This window comes from Paraburkholderia sp. BL23I1N1 (genome assembly GCF_003610295.1).
Classification (GTDB): Bacteria; Pseudomonadota; Gammaproteobacteria; order Burkholderiales; family Burkholderiaceae; genus Paraburkholderia.
In genome coordinates this window covers 1,060,706-1,082,556 of the sequence record NZ_RAPV01000002.1, presented here as the reverse complement: position 1 = coordinate 1,082,556, position 21,851 = coordinate 1,060,706, and the positions used below count along the sequence as shown (strand labels likewise).

Annotated in this window: 15 protein-coding genes; 6 read left to right on the top strand and 9 right to left on the bottom strand. The window is 63.8% G+C overall.

What is annotated here, in order from left to right; translation table 11 throughout:
* Window positions 1-2: 2 nt before the first annotated feature.
* Entirely contained in the window at window positions 3-818 is an 816-nt protein-coding gene (panB, locus tag B0G76_RS37480; RefSeq protein ID WP_120297735.1) for a 3-methyl-2-oxobutanoate hydroxymethyltransferase, read from the top strand.
* Between the two features lie 142 nt (window positions 819-960).
* A complete protein-coding gene (locus B0G76_RS44410; protein WP_259460936.1) occupies window positions 961-1,095 on the top strand; it encodes a hypothetical protein in 135 nt (44 codons plus the stop codon).
* Window positions 1,096-1,174: 79 nt separating this feature from the next.
* Here the strand turns inward: B0G76_RS44410 and pabB are convergent, their stop codons facing one another.
* From pabB to hrcA, 8 genes are all read right to left on the bottom strand, one after another.
* The gene (gene pabB, locus B0G76_RS37475) at window positions 1,175-3,064 is read right to left on the bottom strand and encodes an aminodeoxychorismate synthase component I (RefSeq protein ID WP_120297734.1); all 1,890 of its coding nucleotides are present in this window, start codon (window positions 3,062-3,064) and stop codon (window positions 1,175-1,177) included.
* A 24-nt stretch (window positions 3,065-3,088) separates the two neighbouring features.
* The gene (gene dnaJ / locus B0G76_RS37470; protein WP_120297733.1) at window positions 3,089-4,228 is read right to left on the bottom strand and encodes a molecular chaperone DnaJ; all 1,140 of its coding nucleotides are present in this window, start codon (window positions 4,226-4,228) and stop codon (window positions 3,089-3,091) included.
* 267 nt (window positions 4,229-4,495) lie between these two features.
* Window positions 4,496-6,454, bottom strand: a complete 1,959-nt coding sequence (gene dnaK / locus B0G76_RS37465) for a molecular chaperone DnaK (protein WP_120297732.1) — start codon at window positions 6,452-6,454, stop codon at window positions 4,496-4,498.
* Window positions 6,455-6,607: 153 nt separating this feature from the next.
* Window positions 6,608-6,772, bottom strand: coding sequence for a hypothetical protein (locus B0G76_RS44670; protein WP_310793970.1), 165 nt, complete (start codon window positions 6,770-6,772; stop codon window positions 6,608-6,610).
* A gap of 171 nt (window positions 6,773-6,943) precedes the next feature.
* Complete coding sequence (gene grpE, locus B0G76_RS37455; protein WP_120297731.1) at window positions 6,944-7,528, bottom strand: nucleotide exchange factor GrpE; 585 nt, start codon at window positions 7,526-7,528, stop codon at window positions 6,944-6,946.
* 523 nt (window positions 7,529-8,051) lie between these two features.
* Window positions 8,052-8,459, bottom strand: a complete 408-nt coding sequence (locus B0G76_RS37450; protein ID WP_120297730.1) for an RNA-binding S4 domain-containing protein — start codon at window positions 8,457-8,459, stop codon at window positions 8,052-8,054.
* A gap of 8 nt (window positions 8,460-8,467) precedes the next feature.
* Window positions 8,468-9,538: a ferrochelatase gene (gene hemH, locus B0G76_RS37445; protein ID WP_120297729.1), complete on the bottom strand. Its 1,071-nt coding sequence runs from the start codon at window positions 9,536-9,538 to the stop codon at window positions 8,468-8,470.
* Window positions 9,539-9,741: 203 nt separating this feature from the next.
* On the bottom strand, window positions 9,742-10,761 hold the full coding sequence (gene hrcA / locus B0G76_RS37440; protein ID WP_054040981.1) for a heat-inducible transcriptional repressor HrcA: 1,020 nt from the start codon (window positions 10,759-10,761) through the stop codon (window positions 9,742-9,744).
* Window positions 10,762-10,974: 213 nt separating this feature from the next.
* On the opposite strand from hrcA, the gene B0G76_RS37435 reads away from it, so the two are divergent.
* Together B0G76_RS37435 and recN are read left to right on the top strand one after the other, a co-directional pair.
* Window positions 10,975-11,877 carry an NAD kinase gene (locus B0G76_RS37435; RefSeq protein WP_120297728.1) on the top strand — a complete coding sequence of 301 codons (903 nt, stop codon included), beginning with the start codon at window positions 10,975-10,977 and terminating at the stop codon, window positions 11,875-11,877.
* A gap of 108 nt (window positions 11,878-11,985) precedes the next feature.
* Window positions 11,986-13,656: a DNA repair protein RecN gene (gene recN / locus B0G76_RS37430; protein WP_120297727.1), complete on the top strand. Its 1,671-nt coding sequence runs from the start codon at window positions 11,986-11,988 to the stop codon at window positions 13,654-13,656.
* Between the two features lies 1 nt (window position 13,657).
* Here recN and glnE read toward each other — a convergent pair whose 3' ends face one another.
* On the bottom strand, window positions 13,658-16,504 hold the full coding sequence (gene glnE, locus B0G76_RS37425; RefSeq protein WP_120298082.1) for a bifunctional [glutamate--ammonia ligase]-adenylyl-L-tyrosine phosphorylase/[glutamate--ammonia-ligase] adenylyltransferase: 2,847 nt from the start codon (window positions 16,502-16,504) through the stop codon (window positions 13,658-13,660).
* A 132-nt stretch (window positions 16,505-16,636) separates the two neighbouring features.
* On the opposite strand from glnE, the gene B0G76_RS37420 reads away from it, so the two are divergent.
* Window positions 16,637-20,836, top strand: coding sequence for a YhdP family protein (locus B0G76_RS37420; protein ID WP_259460935.1), 4,200 nt, complete (start codon window positions 16,637-16,639; stop codon window positions 20,834-20,836).
* Window positions 20,837-20,959: 123 nt separating this feature from the next.
* A complete protein-coding gene (locus B0G76_RS37415) occupies window positions 20,960-21,838 on the top strand; it encodes a carbon-nitrogen hydrolase family protein (protein WP_120298081.1) in 879 nt (292 codons plus the stop codon).
* The last annotated feature ends 13 nt before the right edge of the window (window positions 21,839-21,851 follow it).

Sequence of the window (21,851 nt, the reverse complement as noted above, 5' to 3'; positions counted from 1 at the left end):
CCATGACCTATTTGCAGGAAGCGAGCCGGAACGCCATCACCGTGCCGAAACTGCAGGCAATGCGCGACGCCGGCGAAAGGATCGCCATGCTGACCTGTTACGACGCGAGCTTTGCCGCGCTGCTGGATCGCGCGGGTGTCGACGTGCTGTTGATCGGTGACTCGCTCGGCAACGTGCTGCAAGGCCAGACTACGACGCTGCCGGTAACGCTTACCGAGATCGCGTATCACACGGCAAGCGTCGCGCGGGCGCGGCCCTCGGCGCTGGTGGTCGCCGACCTGCCGTTCGGCACCTACGGCACGCCGGAGGACGCCTTCAGGAGCTCGGTGGAACTCATGCGCACCGGCGCGCAGATGGTGAAGCTCGAGGGCGGTGAGTGGCTCGCGGATACGGTGCGTTTTCTGGTCGAACGGTCGATTCCGGTGTGTGCGCACGTCGGTCTCACACCGCAATCGGTGCATGCGTTTGGCGGCTTCAAGGTGCAGGGCAAGACCGAGGCCGGCGCGAGCCAGTTGTTGCGTGACTCGCTCGCCGTGCAGAATGCGGGCGCCCAACTGATCGTCATGGAAGCGATCCCAACGCTGCTCGCAAGTGAAGTCACGAAGCAATTGCGGATTCCGACAATCGGCATCGGCGCGGGCGTTGAGTGCTCGGGTCAGGTGCTCGTGCTGCATGACATGCTGGGGATTTTCCCCGGCAAGCGGCCGCGCTTTGTGAAGGATTTCCTGCAGGGGCAGCCGAACATCCAGGCCGCCGTGGAAGCGTATGTGCATGCGGTGAAGGACGGCTCGTTTCCGGGGCCGGAGCACACGTTTTAAGCACCCGGTCTGCTGGCGGATCACATCAAATGGGCCCATTCGCGTCTGTTTTGGGACCCGTCTGATATCACCTTGAAACCTGGTCGTCTATCTTCGTCTACCTTGTTAACGCGGCTCTGCCGCTTGCCGAAGAGAGATGACCATGAGCCCCTTTTGCCTGATCGACGTAGCGGGAATCCGCAAACACGCCACCGCACCGCATGACGGGCGGGAATCCACGTTGCACGCACGCCTGTTCGCCTGGGTGGCCCGCCTGCTGCGTGTTCGCCACAGTTGAGCAGCTGGCTGCGGCACGCAACGCCTAAAGCCCCTAACGCCCCTAACGCCCCTAAAGCCCGCAGCGCATTGGCCCTACCCTAGCCCAGCACGTGCGCCTGTATCGCCCCTCGCAGTGCGTTGCACACCAGAAGCGCTTCGGCATTTAGCACATCGACTCGATTCAGCACGCGTTCAGCCGCGTGACGATCGGGATCCTCAAGCAGCACACCCCGCATGATCCCGGGCAGTACGCCTGACGTTAATGGTGGCGTCCACCACCGCCCTTCCAGCTTCACAAACACATTCGACCGGCCGCCTTCGGTCAACTCGCCGCGTTCATTAAAAAACAGCGTGTCGAAAGCACCCTTCGCTTCCGCTTCGCGCCAGCCGCGATCGAATTCGGTGCGGCGTGTGGTTTTGTGCAGCAGCAGCGGATCATCGGCCTGCATCGCGGGGAACGCGTGGTCCGGCCCGAGCAGCACTCCGACGGTCTCGCCGGCCAGCGGCGCCAGCACTGCGGCTGCTATTTGCACCGCGCCGTTTTTGCTCAATGCGAGGCGCATACGGTGCGGGGTTTGCGTCGGCAAGGCCGCACATTTCTCCGCGATTTGCGCGCGAATTTCGTTTTCGCTGTCGAGTTTGAAACCCAGCGTCGCGGCGCTCGCCGAGAGTCGTGCGAGATGGCGCGACAAATAGCGCACGCCTGCTTCTTGCGTCGCATACATCGTCTCGAAGAGCTCGAAACCCGGCTCCGCGCCGGTCAGAAAGCTGGCCTTCAATTGGCACTCCGCATATTCGTCGGCGGCGACGCTGTCGAGCACGATGCCTGCGCCAACGCCCATCTTGCCTTGCAGCTCACCCGGCTGCGCGGCCGGGCTTAAAGTCAACGTACGGATCGCAACGGACAGGCAGAAGTCGCCGCAGCCGTCTTCGCTGGTGGCCGTCGAGGGTGCATCAAGCCAGCCGATTGCGCCCGTGTAGAGTCCACGCAGCGTGCTTTCGAGCGCGTCGATCAATTGCATTGTGCGGTGCTTGGGCGCACCGGTGATCGAGCCGCATGGAAAGAGCGCGCGCATGATCTCGGCGAAAGACGTGCCGGCGCGCAACGTCGAATGCACCGTCGACGTCATTTGCCAGACCGACGCATACGGCTCGACCGAAAACAGCGCCGGCACGTGAACCGAGCCCGTCTGCGCCACGCGCGACAGATCGTTGCGCAACAGGTCGACGATCATCACGTTCTCGGCGCGATTCTTCGGGTCGTTTGCGAGGAATTCGGCCGCATGACGATCGGCCACGGGATCGGCTGATCGCGGCGCCGTGCCTTTCATCGGCCGGGCGCGCAACATGGGGCCCTCCTTCTCGACGAACAACTCCGGCGAGCACGACAGGACCCACGCGTCTCCCGGCAACGCGATCAACGCACCGTACGGCACCGGCTGACGGACCCGCAGGCGCCGATAAAGCGCGGTCGGCGAGCCGAATACATCGAAACCAAGTCGATACGTGTAGTTGACCTGATAAGAATCGCCCGCGCGCAGAGCGGCATGGATCGCGTCGATCGCTTCGTTGAATTGCTTGGGATCGACGCTCGCGCGCACGTTCGCCGTGCCCGCCACCGACGCCTCGGTCGCGCCACCGTCGCGTCCCACGAGCCACGCATCGACGTCGTCGCGCGACAGTTTCTCGCAACGTTCAAACAATAAAAAACGCAGCGTGGCATCGCCACGCTGCGTTTCTTTCAATGCCCGGTGAGAATGGTCGCCGCCGAGAAGACGCCGGCCAAACTCGTAGTCAGCAAGCACGACGGCATGCAGACCACGCCGCGTATCCGCGGCCACGGTCTCGCACACGACTTCAAGCTGCGCGGCGTCCGCGCAAACCCGTTCATGCACAAAACCCATGTACAGACGACTCGAACGGCGCGCCGCCGTCGCGTCGCAATCGTCGAGCAACGCGAACACTGCGTCGCGCTCATCTGCCCTCATGCTTACCGCCAAATCAAACCGCGATTAATCGAAGAAGCTCTTCACCCGATCGAACCAGCTCTTGCTCTGCGGGCTGTGCCGCGCGCCGCCCTCTACAAGTGCCTTCTCGAATTGTTGAAGCAACTCGCGCTGCGGCTCGGTGAGCTTGACAGGCGTTTCGACTTGCACGTGCACGTACAGATCGCCGGCAATGCTCGAACGCAGCCCCTTGATACCCTTGCCACGCAGACGGAAGGTCTTGCCCGACTGCGTGCCTTCCGGCACCGTGAAGCTCGCGCGGCCCGCGAGGGTCGGCACTTCGATTTCGCCGCCGAGCGCCGCCGTGGTGAACGGAATCGGCATCTGGCAATGCAGGTCGTCGCCGTCGCGCTCGAACACCGAGTGTTGCTTGATGTGAATCTCGACGTACAGATCGCCCGACGGACCGCCGTTGATACCCGGCTCACCGTTGCCGGCCGAGCGGATACGCATGCCGTCGTCGATACCTGCCGGGATTTTCACTTCCAGCGTCTTGGTTTCCTTCACCTTGCCCGCGCCGTGGCAGTGGCCGCACGGATCGGGGATATAGGTGCCCGTGCCGTGGCACTTCGGGCAGGTCTGCTGGATGCTGAAGAAGCCCTGCGACATCCGCACCGAACCCGAGCCGCTACAGGTCGGGCAAGTTTCCGGCTTGGTGCCGGGCTTCGCGCCCGAACCGTGACAGATTTCGCACGACACCCAGCTCGGCACGCGAATCTGCGTGTCGTAGCCGTGCGCGGCCTGTTCCAGCGTGATTTCCATGCTGTAGCGCAGGTCGGCGCCGCGATACACCTGCGGGCCTGCACGGCCGCCGCCGCGTGCGGCACCGCCGGCCGCCTGGCCGAAGATGTCGCCGAAAATATCGCCGAACGCATCGGCAAAACCGCCGAAGCCTTGCGCACCGGCTCCGCCCATGTTCGGATCGACGCCCGCGTGGCCGTACTGATCGTACGCAGCACGCTTTTGCGAGTCCGACAGCATTTCATAGGCTTCCTTCACCTCTTTGAAATGCTCTTCCGCATCCTTGTTGCCCGGATTGCGGTCGGGGTGGTGCTTCATCGCAAGCTTGCGATAAGCCTTCTTGATTTCGTCGTCGCTCGCGTTCTTTGCGACGCCCAGAACCTCGTAGTAATCCCGTTTCGCCATATCGGTTCAACGCCACTCGCGCAATGCGACGCGGTGGCTCCTCTTGAATGCTGGAGTCTTGCGACTCGTCCGGCCGTTGTTCACACCGCTTTCAGGCGGTTCAAACAACGCCCTCCATAAAACAAATGTGCCCGGAGAGCCGCAAAGGCTCGCCAGGCGTGATAACCGCTCTTGCACGTTCCTGCTGCCCGAATGGACGCAGTCCCCAGTGCAGCCGGGCCGCACACAGAGTTGTGTGCGGCTTTACGGTCGAAATGCGACCTGGCTTTAGTCTTTCTTGACTTCCTTGAACTCGGCGTCAACCACGTCGTCTTGCGGCTGGCTCGCGCCGTTCGCCGATGCGCCCGCACCTGCCGCGCCCGCTGCCGCTGCCGCTGCTTCGGCACCTTGCGCTGCCTGCATGTCGGCGTACATCTTCTCGCCCATCTTCTGCGAGGCGGTCGCCACCACTTCGATCTTGGCTTCGATCGCGGCCTTGTCGCTCGAACCGCTCTTCAGCGTGTCTTCGAGGTCCTTCAGCGCGGTTTCGATCGTTTCCTTCTCGCCGGCGTCGAGCTTGTCGCCGTATTCGGTGAGCGCCTTCTTCGTGCTGTGGACCAGCGCGTCGCCCTGGTTGCGGGCATCAGCCAGCTCACGCAGCTTGTGATCTTCTTCCGCGTTCGCTTCGGCGTCCTTCACCATCTTTTCGATTTCGGCTTCGGACAGACCCGAGTTCGCCTTGATCGTGATGCGGTTTTCCTTGCCGGTCGCCTTGTCTTTCGCGCCGACGTGCAGAATGCCGTTCGCGTCGATGTCGAAGCTCACTTCGATCTGCGGCGTGCCGCGCGGTGCCGGCGGAATGCCTTCGAGGTTGAACTCGCCCAGCAGCTTGTTGCCCGCTGCCATTTCGCGTTCGCCCTGGAACACCTTGATCGTCACGGCGCCCTGATTGTCGTCAGCCGTCGAGTAGACCTGTGCGTGCTTGGTCGGGATCGTCGTGTTCTTGTTGATCATCTTCGTCATCACGCCGCCGAGCGTTTCGATGCCGAGCGACAGCGGGGTCACGTCGAGCAGCAGAACGTCCGTGCGGTCGCCCGACAGAACCTGGCCTTGAATCGCGGCGCCAACGGCGACGGCTTCGTCCGGGTTCACGTCACGGCGCGGATCCTTGCCGAAGAATTCCTTAACCTTGTCCTGCACCTTCGGCATACGGGTCATACCGCCGACCAGAATCACGTCGTCGATCTCGCCGACCTTCACGCCTGCGTCCTTGATCGCCGTGCGGCACGGTTCGATGGTGCGTTCGATCAGCTCTTCAACCAGCGCTTCCAGCTTGGCGCGCGTGATTTTCAGGTTCAAGTGCTTCGGACCCGACGCGTCGGCCGTGATGTACGGCAGGTTGATTTCGGTTTGCTGGCTCGACGACAGTTCGATCTTCGCCTTTTCAGCCGATTCCTTCAGGCGTTGCAGTGCGAGCACGTCTTTCGACAGGTCGACGCCTTGCTCCTTCTTGAACTCGCCGATGATGTAATCGATGATGCGCTGGTCGAAGTCTTCACCGCCGAGGAACGTGTCGCCGTTCGTGGACAGCACTTCGAACTGCATTTCACCGTCAACATCGGCGATTTCGATGATCGAAATGTCGAAGGTGCCGCCGCCCAGGTCGAACACGGCGATCTTGCGGTCACCCTTTTCAGCCTTGTCCAGACCGAATGCCAATGCCGCTGCGGTCGGTTCGTTGATGATCCGCTTCACTTCCAGACCGGCGATGCGGCCTGCGTCTTTGGTTGCCTGACGCTGGCTGTCGTTGAAGTACGCGGGAACCGTAATCACAGCTTCCGTGACCGGCTCGCCGAGGTAATCTTCAGCGGTCTTCTTCATCTTGCGCAGCGTTTCCGCAGAGATTTGCGGCGGTGCGAGCTTCTGGTCGCGCACTTCGATCCATGCGTCGCCGTTGTCGGCCTTCATGATCTTGTACGGCATCAGACCGATGTCTTTCTGCACTTCTTTTTCTTCGAAGCGGCGGCCGATCAGGCGCTTGACGGCGTACAGCGTGTTCCGCGGGTTCGTGACCGACTGACGCTTAGCCGGCGCGCCGACGAGAATTTCGCCGTCTTCCATGTAAGCGATGATCGACGGCGTGGTGCGCGCACCTTCCGAGTTCTCGATCACCTTGACCGAATTGCCTTCCATGATCGCCACGCACGAGTTGGTCGTACCGAGGTCGATGCCGATGATTTTGCCCATTTTTACTAATCTCCTGACTTTGATCGCTGCGGGAATCGCCGTTTTTGCCCATCTGGCGGTACGGCGATCCGCTCTCAATTCCTACCTGCACTCAACATAAGTGCGTCCGCATCGTTTTCAAGACCTCTTTTACGATGCGGTCTTTAATTTTTTTCAATCGGTCGAACTTTTGCCGCTTTTTTCACCACTTGCCGTGCTACCGACCACATTGGCCGCCCGGATCTCGTCTCGCGCGGCCGCGAACGCCGGCTCGAATTGCCCAAAGACGCGCCAGCCGGTTGCCTGGCCGAGGCGCTTGCCCTGTGAATCAAAAACCATTCGGCCAGCCAGGCGCCGAATTACCCGGCGCTGAACTCCTGCATGCCGAAGACGGCGAACGCAGTGGCGCCGACGGGAATATTGGCCATCACGGGGCCTGTCAGGCGGAACGGCTGAAATTCGGCTTGAGACGCGGCGTGCGACGCGAGCTTGTGCTGCGGCTCGCGATGCTTACTTCGGCGCCGCGACGGTCACGAGGGCCGGACGCAGCACGCGGTCGGCGATCACGAAGCCTTTTTGCAGCACGGCGACAACGGTGTTCGGCTCCTGGTCGGCCGGCACCATCGAAATAGCCTGGTGACGGTGCGGATCGAACTTCTCGCCGACCGGGTTCAGCGCAACGACGCGGCCCTTCTCCAGCGCGCCGGAGAGCTGGCGCAGCGTGAGTTCGACGCCTTCACGAACCTTTTGCAGGTCGTCGGACGAGTGGGCAACGGCCGCTTCGAGGCTGTCGACCACCGGCAGCAAATGCTCAGCGAAGCTTTCGATCGCGAATTTGTGGGCCTTGGCGACATCTTCCTGGGCGCGGCGGCGCACGTTCTCAGTCTCAGCCTTCGCCCGCAGGAAGCTCTCCTGCAGGTCGGCGATCTTCGCCTCCGCTTCGGCCAATGCAGTTTCAGCACCGCTTGCCGGTGCTTCAGGAGCAGCGTTTGCCGCCGCTTCCTGCTGGGGCGCCGCGGCCTCGGCGGCCTGGCGCGCGGTTTCGTCGGCGGGCGTGGGATTCTGGCTCGTCGGGTTCTCTTGCGTGTTTTCCATGTCGCTGAAAGTCGTAAAAAAAGTTAAAGCTAACGGTGGCGGCAACGCGTCTAAGCTAGCGCCATTTGTGCGTTGCAAAATTGCGACAGACAACCTGGCGCACAACCTGACGCGTCAGCGCGGATCGAAACGGGAGATGGGGCCGGAAAGACCCATTTCAAGCGCCTCTCGCGGAACTTTTCGCGCCGAGCGCGCGTGACAGAAATGCCCGGTTACAACCATTATTGCGTCGCAATCAGATTGAGATTGAGTGCGCTCCACAAGTGGCCTATCCTCCAATAAAGCATCGGAAAAGACGCGTTAACCCTAATCTAACGTAAACCTTACCGACATTTTTCAATTCCACCTGATTCGCCCGTTTTCATTCTGAATCTTCCCAAGGGGAGCACCGTGAAACTGACCTTTGCAATATCAGTGGTCGCATTGGTACTGATCGCGGGCACCACGACCATCTGCATGTCCGGGGCCGTCAACGATCACACCACCGAGTACGGCGGTGTGCATGCGACGATGGAACAATTGTTCAATCCCCACCTGAAAGTTTGTCGATAGTGCGCCGGTCGCGCTTGGTCGGCCTGCCGTGTAAAGCGGCGGCCGGCTCGCGGTACGTCTTGCGCCGCTCCTGTTCGACCTGCCGCTTCACCCTGCTCTCTTCGGTTTCCGCGTAAAGCGTCTGCGCCACGCTGGCTGGGCCACGCACGTCGCACACGCCCAGTACCGCCACCTGCCACACAATCCGCTCGATCTCGATCTCGACCAGGTCGCCGACGCGTACGTCTTTCGCCGGCTTGACGCTGGCGCCGCCGATCCGCACATGTCCTTTGTCGACGGCATCCGCCGCGAGCGAGCGGGTCTTGAAGAAGCGCGCCGCCCAAAGCCATTTGTCGATGCGCAGCTTCGCGCCCGGTTCGGTAGAAATCCTGTAATTCATGAGCCTGCTTACGCCCCAGTCGTGTACGGCACCGGCACCGCCTGCACGGGCCAGCCCTGCAGATTCTGAGCGACGATTTCGCCCAGCGCGGCGATCCACGGCTGCGAGGCGTTCACGCAGGGAATCCGATGAAACTCTTTGCCACCCGCATGCAGGAACTCGTCGCGGACTTCCATGCCAATTTCTTCAATCGTTTCAAGGCAATCGGCGGTAAAGCCCGGACAGAACACGTCGGCACGCCGCACGCCCGCCGAGCCCAATTCCTTCAGCGTGGGGGCGGTGTATGGCTGCAGCCATTCGGCCTTGCCGAACCGGGACTGAAACGTCATGCGGCATTCCACCTGCGTCAATCCCAGCGCCTGCATCAACAATGCGCCGGTCTGCTGACATTGCTCGTGGTACGGATCGCCGAGATCCATCGTGCGCTTGGGTACGCCGTGAAAACTCAGCACCAGCTTGTCCCCTGCCGCGAAATCCGGCCGGCCGTGCTGATGCCAGTAGTGATGCACCTGAGCGGCAAGCGCGGCGATATACGCCGGATGATCGGCGTACTGCCGCACTGTGCGGATTTCCGGCTGATTGCGCATGCGCCGGAGAGCCGAAAAGGCGTCGTCGAAGGCCGTGGCCGTGGTCGACGACGAGTATTGCGGATACATGGGCACCAGCAACACCCGCTCGGCGCCCGCCAGCTTGAGCTGGTTCAGCATGGCCGGAATGCCGGGCGTGCCATAGCGCATGGCATAGTCAACCAGCACCGTATAGTCGTTCAATTGCAGCAGATGGCGCAAACCTTCTACCTGCTTCGCCGTGAAGACTCGCAGCGGCGAGCCTTCCGGCATCCACACAGCCGCGTATTTCTTCGCCGACGCACGGCTGCGGAACGGCAAAATCAGCACCTGCAGCATCACCTGCCAGAGCAGCGCCGGAATTTCGACCACGCGGGGATCGGACAAGAACTGCGCAAGATAGCGACGGACCGCGCGCGGCGTCGGCGCGTCGGGCGTGCCGAGATTGATCAGCAGCACGGCGACACGGTGTGACGTGGCGTTCTGTGAAGGCCGCTCGAGGTCGAAGCGCATAGGCAACAGAGATAACCGCTTGGGGCGGAGAGTCGGTTCAGGTGGAATTCATTATAGCGGCGCGGTCCGTTGCGAGGTCCGCCAGGGACCCCTGGCCATTCGGCCAATTGGCAAGCCGCGCGCGGTCGCGCATCATTTGCTGCATGGAGTGCCGCAGCCAGCGGTGAGCGGGAGCGACTGCCGGCTGCTACTGGATTGCTGGGTTACTGCTGACTCAGCGTGAGGGAAAGCAGCCGCGCGGTGATGTCGACAATCGGAATCACGCGGTTGTAGGCCATGCGGGTCGGCCCGATCACGCCGAGCGTGCCGACTATCTTGCCGTTCACCTCGTAAGGCGCGGTCACCACGCTCATTTCCTCGATCGGCACGAGATTCGACTCGCCGCCGATAAAAATCTGCACGCCCGCGGCGTGACTCGACACGTCGAGCAACTGAAGGAGACTGGTCTTTTGGTCGAACACATCGAACAGCTTGCGCAAGCGCGCCATGTCCGACGAAAGGTCGGCAACTTCGAGCAGGTTGCGCTCGCCGGAAATCAGCACGGTCTCGCCGGTATCGGATTCATCCGTGCTGGCCGTGACCGCAGCGTGCATCAGCGTGGTCATATCGCCGCGCAACTCGTCGATTTCTTCGCGCAAGCGGCGGCGCACGTCGTCGAACGAAAGGCCCGCGAAGTGCGCGTTGATGTAATTGGAGGCCTCCACCAGCTGCGAAGGCGAGAAGTCGCGCTGGGTCGCCATGATGCGGTTCTGCACGTCGCCCTCGGGCGTCACGATGATCAGCAGGATGCGCTTGTCCGACAGGCGCATGAATTCGATCTGCTTGAACACGTGGCTGCGGCGCGGCGTAAGCACCACACCGGCGAACTGCGACAGATTGGACAGCACGCTGGCCGCCGCGGCGACGACTTTCTGCGGTTCGCCCGCCTGCAGCGTTGTCTTGACGATACGCATCACCGCTTCTTCGTCCGCGGCGGATTCCACCGTCAGCATGGTATCCACGAACAGCCGGTAGCCACGCGGCGTCGGAATGCGGCCCGCTGACGTATGCGGACTGATCACGAGCCCCAGGTCCTCGAGGTCGGACATCACGTTGCGGATCGTCGCCGGGCTCAGTTCGAGGCCGGAATAACGAGACAACGTGCGCGAGCCGACCGGCTGACCTTCGGCGATGTAGCGCTCGATCAGCGTTTTGAGGAGGGTTTGTGCGCGGGGATCTAGCATGACGGAAAATTTTAGCTCAATGACACGACTACAGCGAGCGCTAACGGCGCCACCCCCTGACTATCGCGCCGCCGGACTAGATCCGGCGCGCATGTCATCAAGATTTCACCATTCTAACGATAATCGCCCAAGCCGCTGGCGCCCGCTTGAGCAGGCTCGCTACCGGGTCTGTCTGCGGTTCTTTTCAGGCCCTACCTATGGTGTAATGCCGGCATGCAAGTGACTAGCCAGTTCAAGACCGTCGCGCTCGTCGGGCGCAACAATACGCCGGGCATTGGCGAGCCGCTGACCGAGCTCGCCTCGTGCATCGCGAGGCGCGGCTTCGAGGTCGTGTTCGAAGCCGACACCGCCGCCGAAATCGGCGTCACCGACTATCCGGCGCTGCGTCCCGCCGAGATCGGCGCGCGTGCCGACGTTGCGGTGGTGCTGGGCGGCGACGGCACGATGCTGGGCATTGGCCGCCAGCTTGCGCCCTACCGCACGCCGCTGATCGGCATCAACCACGGGCGGCTCGGCTTCATTACCGACATTCCGATCTCCGACATGCGCGAGATCGTGCCGCAAATGCTCTCCGGCAACTTCGAGCGCGAAGAGCGCATGCTGCTTGAAGCGCGCATCATGCGCGACGGCAACCCGATCTATCACGCGCTTGCCTTCAACGACGTAGTGGTCAACCGCAGCGGTTTCTCGGGCATGGCGGAACTGCATGTCTCGGTGGACGGGCGATTCATGTACAACCAGCGCTCGGACGGCCTGATCGTCGCCACGCCTACGGGTTCAACCGCCTACGCGCTGTCTTCGCAGGGGCCCATCCTGCACCCGCAATTGCAAGGCATCGTGCTGGTGCCGATCGCGCCGCATGCGCTGTCGAACCGGCCAATCGTGCTGCCGGACGACTCGAAGGTAAGCATCCAGATCGTTTCGGGCCGCGAAGTGAACGTCAATTTCGACATGCAGTCGTTCACCTCGCTGGAATTGGGCGACACGATCGAAGTGCGCCGCTCGCGTCATACGGTGCCGATGCTGCACCCGGTCGGCTACAGCCACTACGCCACGCTGCGCAAAAAGCTGCACTGGAACGAATACCCGTCGCACGAAGAAGATACCAAGCCCTGAGCGGCCCGGACGGGCCGCCGGAACGCCGGAACGCCAGACGGCCGGAAGATCGGAACACGAACGCCGCCGCTGCCGAACCCTGAAATTCAAGCTCACCAGACGACCTCCATGCTTCGCCACCTCTCGATACGCGACTTCGTCATCGTCGCCGCGCTCGATCTCGAATTCGACAGCGGCTTTACCGTTTTCTCCGGCGAAACAGGCGCCGGCAAGTCGATCCTGATCGACGCGCTAGCGCTAGCGCTCGGCGCCCGTGCCGATGCGAACGTGGTGCGCACCGGCGAGAGCCGCGCCGACGTCACTGCGGAGTTCGACACGCATGCGCAGGTCGATCAATGGCTCGACGAGCAGGCGCTCGGCGTGACCGCCGACGAAGGCCATCATGGCGGCACGGTGATGCTGCGTCGCGTGGTAGATGCGAACGGCCGCTCGCGGGCGTTCATCAACGGCACGGTGGCGACGCTCGCGCAGTTGCGCGAAGTCGGCGAGATGCTGGTGGATATTCACGGGCAACACGCGCACCAGTTGCTGATGCGCCCGGACGCGCAACGCGAACTGTTCGACACCCATGCCGGCCTCACGGAAACCGCGGCAGCCGTCACTCGTGCATGGCGGTCATGGCGGGAAAAGGTTCAGGCCGTCGAGCATGCGCAAACACGCGACCGCGAACTGCAGCTGGAGCGCGAGCGCCTCGCCTGGCAGCTCACCGAACTGGACAAACTTTCGCCGCAACCGGGCGAATGGGAAGAGGTCAACACCGAGCATCGGCGCCTGTCGCATTCAGCCAATCTGATCGACGGCGTTCAAGGGGCGCTCGGCGCGCTGTCCGAATCGGACGAGGCGATGATCACGCATCTCGCCTCGATCGTCTCGAAGGTGCGCGACCTCGCTGAGATCGACCCGGCGCTGAACGATGTGCTGGCGGCGCTTGAACCGGCCGAGATCCAGTTGCAGGAAGCGGCCTATTCGCTCAGCCACTACGCGCAGAAGCTCGAACTGGATCCCGACCGGCTCGCCCAGGTCGAAAAGCGTCTCGACGCGCTGCACTCGGCCGCACGCAAATTCCGCTTGAAGCCGGAAACGCTGCCGGAGGAACACGAGGCGCGCCGCGCGCAACTCGCCGCGCTCGACGCCGCAGCGGATCTCGACAGCCTGCACGCAGCGGTTGCCAAAGCAAAAGAAACTTTCCTCACCGAAGCAAAAAAACTGTCGAAGGCGCGCGCCAAGGCCGGCAAATCTCTAGGCGCCGCCGTGACCACCGGCATGCAGGAACTGTCAATGAAAGGCGGCAGCTTCGAAGTGGCGTTGGTGCAACTGCCGGAAGGCGGCGCACATGGGCTGGAGCAGATCGAATTCCGCGTCGCCGGTCATGCCGGCGTGCCGTTGCGGCCACTCGCGAAAGTTGCCTCAGGTGGAGAACTGGCGCGGATCAGTCTCGCCCTGGCGGTCATTGCGAGTGCCGCGAGTCCGACACCAACCCTGATCTTCGACGAAGTGGATACGGGGATCGGCGGCGGTGTCGCTGAAGTGGTTGGACGGTTGCTGCATCAACTGGGGCAGGCGCGTCAGGTGCTGTGCGTCACGCACTTGCCGCAGGTTGCCGCGCGTGGCGACCATCATTTCCAGGTGGCGAAAGCGGGTAACGGCAAGGGCGGCACGGTGAGCAGCGTGACCTCGCTCGACCGCGCGAGCCGCGTCGAAGAAGTCGCGCGAATGCTCGGCGGGCTGGAGATCACCGCGACCACCCGCAAGCACGCGAAGGAAATGCTGGCGGCTTAGATCAGCCAAACACCCGCGTCCAAAGCCCCAATACCGCCTCTCGCTGAGTCACCACCAGCTCCGGATCGACGCGCGCCTTCTCCATCCCGTCCAGCCGCAGCTTGTGCTGCAACTTCCGGTAAATCCGGTAAGCGGCGCCGAGCGTCTCCGCTTCCGCCTCGCTCATCAGGCCGAAGCGCGACACCTCACGCAGCAACGCAATGTTGCCGGTATTGCGGATCAGTTCAGGATCGCTCGCCGCATGCAGCAGCACCCAGTACTGCACGGTGAATTCGATATCGACCATGCCTCCGCGATCATGCTTCAGGTCGAACAGCGCCGTATGGTTCGGATGCCCCGCCTCGACGCGTTCGCGCATCTCGACGATTTCCTTCGCGAGCGGCCCGGCTTCACGCGGCGTGGTCAGCACCTGTTCGCGAATCTGCTCGAATTTCGCGCCGATTTCGGCGTCGCCCGCGCAGTAACGCGCGCGGCTCAACGCCTGATGCTCCCACACCCAGGCGGTATTGGCGGCATCGCCTTCGCGCAGTTGATAACGGCGGAACGCGTCCAGATCGGTCACGAGCAGGCCCGACTCGCCGTTCGGCCGCAGCCGCAAGTCGACGTCGAACAAGGTGCCCGCGCCGGTCGCCGTCGTGAGCCAGGTGATGAGACGGCGCGTGTAGGTGGCATAAACGTCGGCGGCGGCATCGTCCGGATCGTCGTAGAGGAAGATGACGTCGAGATCGGACGCGTAGCCGAGCTCCTTGCCGCCCAGCTTGCCGTACGCGATCACCGCAAACTTCGGCACCTCGCGGTGGCGTTTGGCCAATTGATTCCAGACGGCTTCGAGCGTGACGTCGAGCACAGCGTCGGCAAGTTCGGACAGACGGTCGCTCACATGCTCGACACTCAGCCTGCCGGCCAGATCGATCAACAGAATGCGGAACACCTCGGCCTGGTGCGCGTGACGCAGCAGATCCATTTGCTGCTCGACGCCGTCCGCTGCGGCCAGCCGCAAGCGCAGCGTGCGCTTGAACTCAGGCCAATCGAACGGACTGTCCATCGCCTCGTCGTCGAGGAGTTCGTCAAGCAATTGCGGGTGGCGGATCAGATAGCCGGCGGCCCAGCGCGAACCGCCCAGCACCGACAGCACCCGATGCAGCGCCTGCGGATATTCCGTCAGCAGTGCAAGGTACGCGCCACGCCGGCTCACGGCTTCGAGCAGGTCGAAGAAGCGCGCCACCGTATCGCCGCGCCGTTCAGGCGGCTCCAGCGTACGCGCGGCTTCCAGCGCACGCTGCGCGACGATGTCGAAGCGCTGCCGGCTACGCTCGGCAAGCCCTGCGTAACGCGACGACTGCCAGACCGCGCGCAGGCGCGTCAGCAACTCGCCCGGCCCGGACACACCCAGTTCGACCAGGCGCGCCTGAAGCGCGTCGTCAGCGCTGTCGTCGGCGAGCGCGCTGCTCCAGACCCACGCCGCCGCGCCGTCTTCCGGTGCGCCGCAACCGTCGCGGCCGCTCACCTTGTCGGCAAAAATCTGGTCGAACTGCTGCTCGACCAACTCGCGATGCGCGTCGAGCTTGAGTATCAACGCGGCATAGTCGTCGCAACCCATGGCGTGCGCGAGTGCCGCACGTTCCTCAGGATCGACCGGCATCGCGTGGGTTTGCGCGTCGTTGCGGTATTGCAGGCGGTGCTCGAGTTCGCGCAGGAAGCGGTACGCCTGTGAAAGCTTCACGCAGACCGAGGTATCGATCAGCCCATGCGTGGCCGCGTGGCGCAACACGGCGAGCGTCGGACGCACCCGGAAGCCGGCATCCTGGCCGCCCCGGATCAGCTGAAAGACCTGAGCGCTGAATTCGATTTCGCGGATGCCGCCGCGACCCAGCTTGATGTCGTCGGCCTTGTCGGGCCGCATCGAGGCGCGCCGCTGCGCTTCCTGGCGAATCTGCAAATGCAGCGCGCGAATCGCGCTGATCACGCCGAAGTCGAGATAACGCCGATAGACGAACGGCGTGACGATCGCGTCGAGCTGCTTCTGCAGCCGCACTGCCGCCTCGCTCGCGCATTCGGACACGAGCCGGCCCTTGATCCATGCATAGCGCTCCCACTCGCGGCCCTGCACGTAGAAATACTCTTCGAGCATGCCGAGGCTGCACACGAGCGGCCCCGAATCGCCGTTCGGCCGCAAGCGCATATCGACCCGGAACACGTAACCGTCGGCGGTCACCTCGGCCAACGCGCCGATCAGGCGTTTGCCCAGACGCGTGAAAAAGTCCTGAGTGGCGATCGGCGAACGCTGACCGCCCGCAGTCTCACCGTCTTCTTCATACACGAAGATGAGGTCGATATCCGACGAAACATTCAATTCGCGTCCGCCCAGCTTGCCCATCCCGACCACGCCAAGCGCGAGGCGCTCGCCCTGTGGTCCGCGCGGCTCGCCGTAAAGCGTTTCGAGCTCGGCGGACACCACGGCCAAGGCCCGCTGGATCGTCGTCTCCGCCAGATCGGTCATCGCGCCGGTGACTTCGGCGACATCCGCCTCGCCCGCCAGGTCGCGCTCCATCACGGCGCAAAAAACCTCTGTGCGCAATTGGCGCAAGGCGCGTTTGAGCGCATCCTCGCTCAACGGGCCGCCGCCCGCGCCTGCTGCCTCGGCGCATAACACGTCAAAGCGCGCGTCGATCCGTTCGCGGCTAAGGGGTGCGGACGCGAGCGCCGCCACGTGCGCCACGATTTGCGGACGGGCCGCCGCGGCGCGCGCCGCGTAATGCGAATAGCTGGAACTCAGGAGTGTGGCGTCAGTCATCAAGGGTCTGGCTCGCTCGTTGCCTGATCGGCGTTGTTCGGTTCGCTGCAACACACGGGTCCGGCGGCCTCGCGCAGCTCGCGAGACGGCATGCACAAAGGGTTTGCCGGAAGTTCGCCGACGCTTTCCCGTGTGTTACATTTCGTCGTTAATTCGCAAAACTACCATACGCCCACCCGCCGCAGCATGTCCGAGCGAAACGAATCCGCCGACCCGCACGAAACCAGGCAGGTCCGGCCCGCGAGCGGAAGCGCCCACGTGGTGCTGCATCGGACGTCCCATGTGCTGCTGGCGTTCGCACTCGCCTTTTACTTCATCGCGGCGGCGCTCTTTCTTGGCTTGCGTTACGTGGTGCTGCCGCGCGTCGACTCGTTCCGCCCGCGCATCGAAGCCACGGTCTCCGAGAAGCTGCACACGCAGTTCACCATCGGCAAGCTGGCGCCGCATTGGAGCGGTTTTCAACCGGGCCTCGACGTCACCGATATCGTCATCCGCGACCATGAAGGCAAAGCGGCACTGACTATTCCGCACGCCACCGCCTCGCTTTCGTGGAAGTCGCTCTGGCAATTCCATCCCGCGCTTTCCAGCCTGATCGTCGATCAGCCCGACGTGCTGGTGTCGCGCAGCAGCGACGGCGTGATTTCGGTGGCGGGCGTGCCGGTGCCCACCCGGCACAGCGGCAACGACACGCTGTCCACCTGGCTCTTGCGCCAACAGGCGATCGTCGTGCGTGGCGGGGTGCTGCGCTGGCGCGATGCCCAGCATGACGCGCCGGAACTCGCCCTGCGCGACATCCGGATCGCGATTCTCAACGACGGCTACGATCACCGGCTCGCGTTGCAAGCGCCCGCCGACGGCCAGGTCCTGCACGGGCCGATCGACTTCCGCACGCATTTCAAACACGCCCGGCTCTCCGCGATCGGCAAGCCGGTCAACTGGGCCGGCCAGGTCTATATGTCGACCGGTCCGGTCGATCTGCCGACCCTCGCGCGTTACATCAATTTCCCGATCGAGACGTTCGCCGGCCGCATCGACAATGCGATCTGGGCTGACTTCGCCGATGGCCACATGACGTCGGCAAGCGGCAAGCTGGCCGGCACGGACGTCTCGATGCGGGTGCGCCCGACCCAGCCCAAGCTGGTGGTGCCGATCGCCAGTTTCTCATGGCGTGTCGAGGTCAACCAGGGCGACTACACGCTGCAACTGAAGAACTTGCACGCCGAACTCGGCCAGCCGCCGCTCGACGACGGTACGCCGCTCACCCGCACCCTCGCGCTAACCACGCTGAACGGCCACTATCGGACCGCCTCGCTGCAGCATGGGCAACTCGTCAGCGTCAATGGCGACCGCGTCGACCTGGGCATCCTCGCCGAATTCGCCCGCGCGCTGCCGTTCCCGCGCCCCTTGCTGAACAATCTGGTGCGCTTCAATCCGCGTGGCATGGTGGCGAACTACGTGATCGAAATCGAACGCGGCAAACCCGAATCCGGCGAAGCGGGCAGTGACCACCGGCCGAGCGGCGCCGAGCCGATCGAGCGCTATCGCTTCAAGGGCGACCTGCGGGGCATCAGCATCGCCGCGCAGGAACCGCCGCCGGGGCTCACCCCGCTGAATCACCCGCGCGCCGGCATTCCCGGCATCGAAAACCTGTGGGGCACGGTCGACGCCGACGAAAACCACGGCACCGCCACGCTCGACACTTCCAACGTCGCGATTACGCTGCCGGGCGTGTTCGACGACCCGCGCCTGAAGCTCGACCGCATGCACGGCCGGGCCGACTGGACCATCTCGCCGAAAGCGCCGGGCGAAAATCACCGTGCGTTCGCCGTCAAACTGGCCGACTTCGGCATCTCGAACGCGGACGCCGACGCCACCGCCACCGCCGATTACAGCAACCCGGGCCATGGGCGCGGCTCGCTCGATCTGAAGGCCGACTTCCACCGGGCGCAAGTCGCGCGCATCGTCCGCTATCTGCCGACCAGCATCAGCGAAAAGCTGCGCATCTATCTCGGCCATGGGCTGCAAGCCGGCGTATCGCACGGCGCGACGATCGAAATCCACGGCGATCTGACCAAATTCCCCTACTCCCGCGCCCCGGAAGCCGGGATCTTCCATATCGTCGCGCCGTTCAAGGGCGGCAAGTTCGACCCTTCGCCGTACCCGCCGCGCAAGATGAAGAACGGCACGCCGAACGTGTGGCCGCCGCTGGATGGCATCGACGGCGTGTTCGAGCTCAAGCAGAACGTGCTGCGCTTCGATGTCGACCGCGCCCGTTACAAGCAGGTCGCCTTGAACAAGGTGAACGGCAGGATCGACGACCTCGGCACCAAGGCGTCCGACCTCGTCATCACGGGTAACGGTCGCGGGCCGCTTGCGGACATGCTCGACTACGTCAACGAAAGCTCGCTCGGCATCATGTCCAAACATGCGACCGAGAAAGTGCACGCCGAAGGCCCCGCCGCGCTGGCGCTCAAACTGACCGTGCCGCGCACGCCGAAGCCGCATATCGGCGTGGAAGGCGCGGTGGGCTTCCAGAACAATCGTTTGACTGTCGATAACGTGCCGCCGTTGTCGCAACTGAACGGCAAGGTGCGCTTTACCGAACATACGGCGCAGCTCGACCGGCTCTCGGGCCAGTTCCTCGGCGGCGACGTGCATGCGAATGGTGGCCTGAAGCAGGACGGCACGTATGCACTCGCCCTCGGCGGCCACATCGCCGCCGATGCCGCGCGCGGCCTGAATCTGCATGGCCCGGCCGCCCAGGTGCTGACACGCATGAGCGGCACCGCGCCCTACGCGCTCAATGTGCGCGGCGCCAAGGGGCGGTTGCCGGAGGTCACGGCGAACTCCGATCTGAGCGGCCTTGCGCTCGATTTCCCCGCGCCGTTCGACAAACCGGTCGGCACGCCGATGCCGCTGCACTTCGCGGTCCGCCCTTCCACCGACGCGAGCGAAGCCGGTCTGGAACGCACCGATCTCACCTTTGGCCCGATCGCCGCCACCTACCTGCTGCGTTACCAGCCCAAAACACCGCCGACGGTCGTGAGCGGCGCGATCGGCGTCAACAAGCCCGCCGATTTGCCGTCCGATGGCGTGATCGCCGCCGTCGACCTCGAAACGTTCGACGCCGACGCCTGGCGCGCGCTCATCACGCAGATGCGCAACAAGGAAGCGCCAACGCCCGCGCCCAGCGCCACGGCAGCGCCGGCTGCGCCGAACCCGACCCTCGCGCAATTCCTGCCGAACCGCTTCGCGCTGCACATCGGGACCCTGACGCTGCTCAAGCGGCATTGGGACAGCGTGATCGTCGGCGCGTCGCATGCGGACAGCAAATGGCAAGCCAATATCGCGTCGAACCAGGTGTCGGGCCACGTTTCCTGGCTGCCGGGCGCCAATAAGGAATCGCCGGGCACGCTGCAGGCACGCTTTGCCCGCGTGGTGATTCCCTCGGCCACGGACAAGGATCTGCTTGGCCAGGCCATGTCCGCGCCGGCTCAGAACATGCCGTCGATCGATCTGGTGGTCAACGAGTTGATCGTGCGGGATCGCAACATTGGCCGGCTCGAGGTCGACGCGCACAACTTCGAAGAAGACGGCGTGCCGGTCTGGCAACTCGACAAACTCGACATCACCAACCCCGCTGCCACGCTGACCGCGACCGCGAACTGGCGCACGTCGACGGGCCTTGGCAATACGGCCGACGAAGCGACGCCGCGCCGTACCGTGTTCGATTTCAAACTCGACATCAAGGACGCCGGCGGGCTGCTGGAGCGCTTCGGCCAGCCGCACACGATCAAGGCCGGCAGCGGCACGCTGTCGGGCAAGGTCGTGTGGCGCGGCGGCCCCACCGCCATCGACTACCCGACGCTCAACGGCAATCTGGCCGTCGATCTGCGCCATGGGCAGATTCTCAAGGTCGACCCGGGCGTCGCGAAACTGCTGGGCGTGCTCAGCCTGCAAAGCCTCGCGCGCTTCGCCACGCTCAATTTCCGCGACGTGATCGGCGAAGGGCTGCCTTTCGAGCACGTCACCGGCACGGGCGAGATCCACAACGGCATTGGCCGCACCGAGAACTTCGAGATGGTGACGGCGCCGGCCCGCGCTGAAATGAAGGGCTCGGTGGATCTGGCGCAGGAAACCCAGGATCTGCACGTGCAGATCGTGCCGACCATCAGCGCCGGCGCCGCCGTGATCGCCGCGACCGTGATCAATCCGTTCCTCGGGCTTGGCGCGCTGGTGGCCGACCTGGCCTTCAGCAAATCGGTCTCCACGGCGTTTGCGCGCGAGTACGCGATCACCGGTTCGTGGTCGAAACCGCACATCGAGCGGGTGAAGGGCGATCGCGGTAAGATGGACGCTCCGGCTTCGACCGTGGAAGCGAATTGAGCCCAATCCGATCTGTTGTTTGATCAGAAGAGCGCCGCACCATGGACCCCAGCCAGCCTTGAACGACGTATGCGGCGCCAGCGGTTCGCGCCGCCGCCTTGCCGGGAGTTTTTCGAAACGCTCATGAGCGAAACACACGTCTCTCCATCCTCCTCCACCGCGTCGCCCATTGCGGCGTCCAGCGGATCTTCCGAAAGCGCCTTCCGCGTTGCGGCGCTGCAAATGGTGAGCACGCCGGATCGCGAGCGCAATCTGGCCGAAGCGGAACGCCTGATCGCCGAAGCCGCCGCCGACGGCGCGCAACTCGTCTTGCTGCCCGAGTACTTCTGCTTCATGGGCTTCAAGGACACCGACAAGCTCGCCGTGCGCGAGCCCTACCAGGACGGCCCGATCCAGCGCTTTCTCGCCGATGCCGCGCGCCGCCACAAGGTGTGGGTGATCGGCGGCACCTTGCCCTTGATGTCGCAGGAACCGGCGCGCGTGCTGAACACCACGCTGGTGTTCGACCCGCAGGGCCGCGAGGCCGCGCGCTACGACAAGATCCATCTGTTCAACTTCGAAAAGGCCGAGGAATCGTTCGACGAGGCCCGCACCATCTGCCCCGGCGGAGAAGTCCGCACCTTCGAGGCGCCGTTCGGCCGGGTCGGCCTGTCGGTCTGCTACGATCTGCGCTTTCCGGAGCTGTACCGGCGCATGGGCGACTGCGCGCTGATCGTGGTGCCCTCGGCGTTCACTTACACCACCGGCCGCGCGCATTGGGAGATGCTGCTACGCGCCCGGGCGGTCGAAAACCAGTGTTACGTGCTGGCAGCCGCGCAAGGCGGCAAACATGAAAATGGCCGCCGGACATGGGGCCACAGCATGCTGATCGACCCGTGGGGCGACATCGTCGCGGTGCGCGACGAAGGCCCCGGCGTGGTGGCCGGCAACCTCGAGCGTGCGCGCATCGACGAAGTCCGGCAGAGCCTGCCGGCCTGGCGTCACCGCGTGCTGAGCTGCTGATGTATTAGCTGAC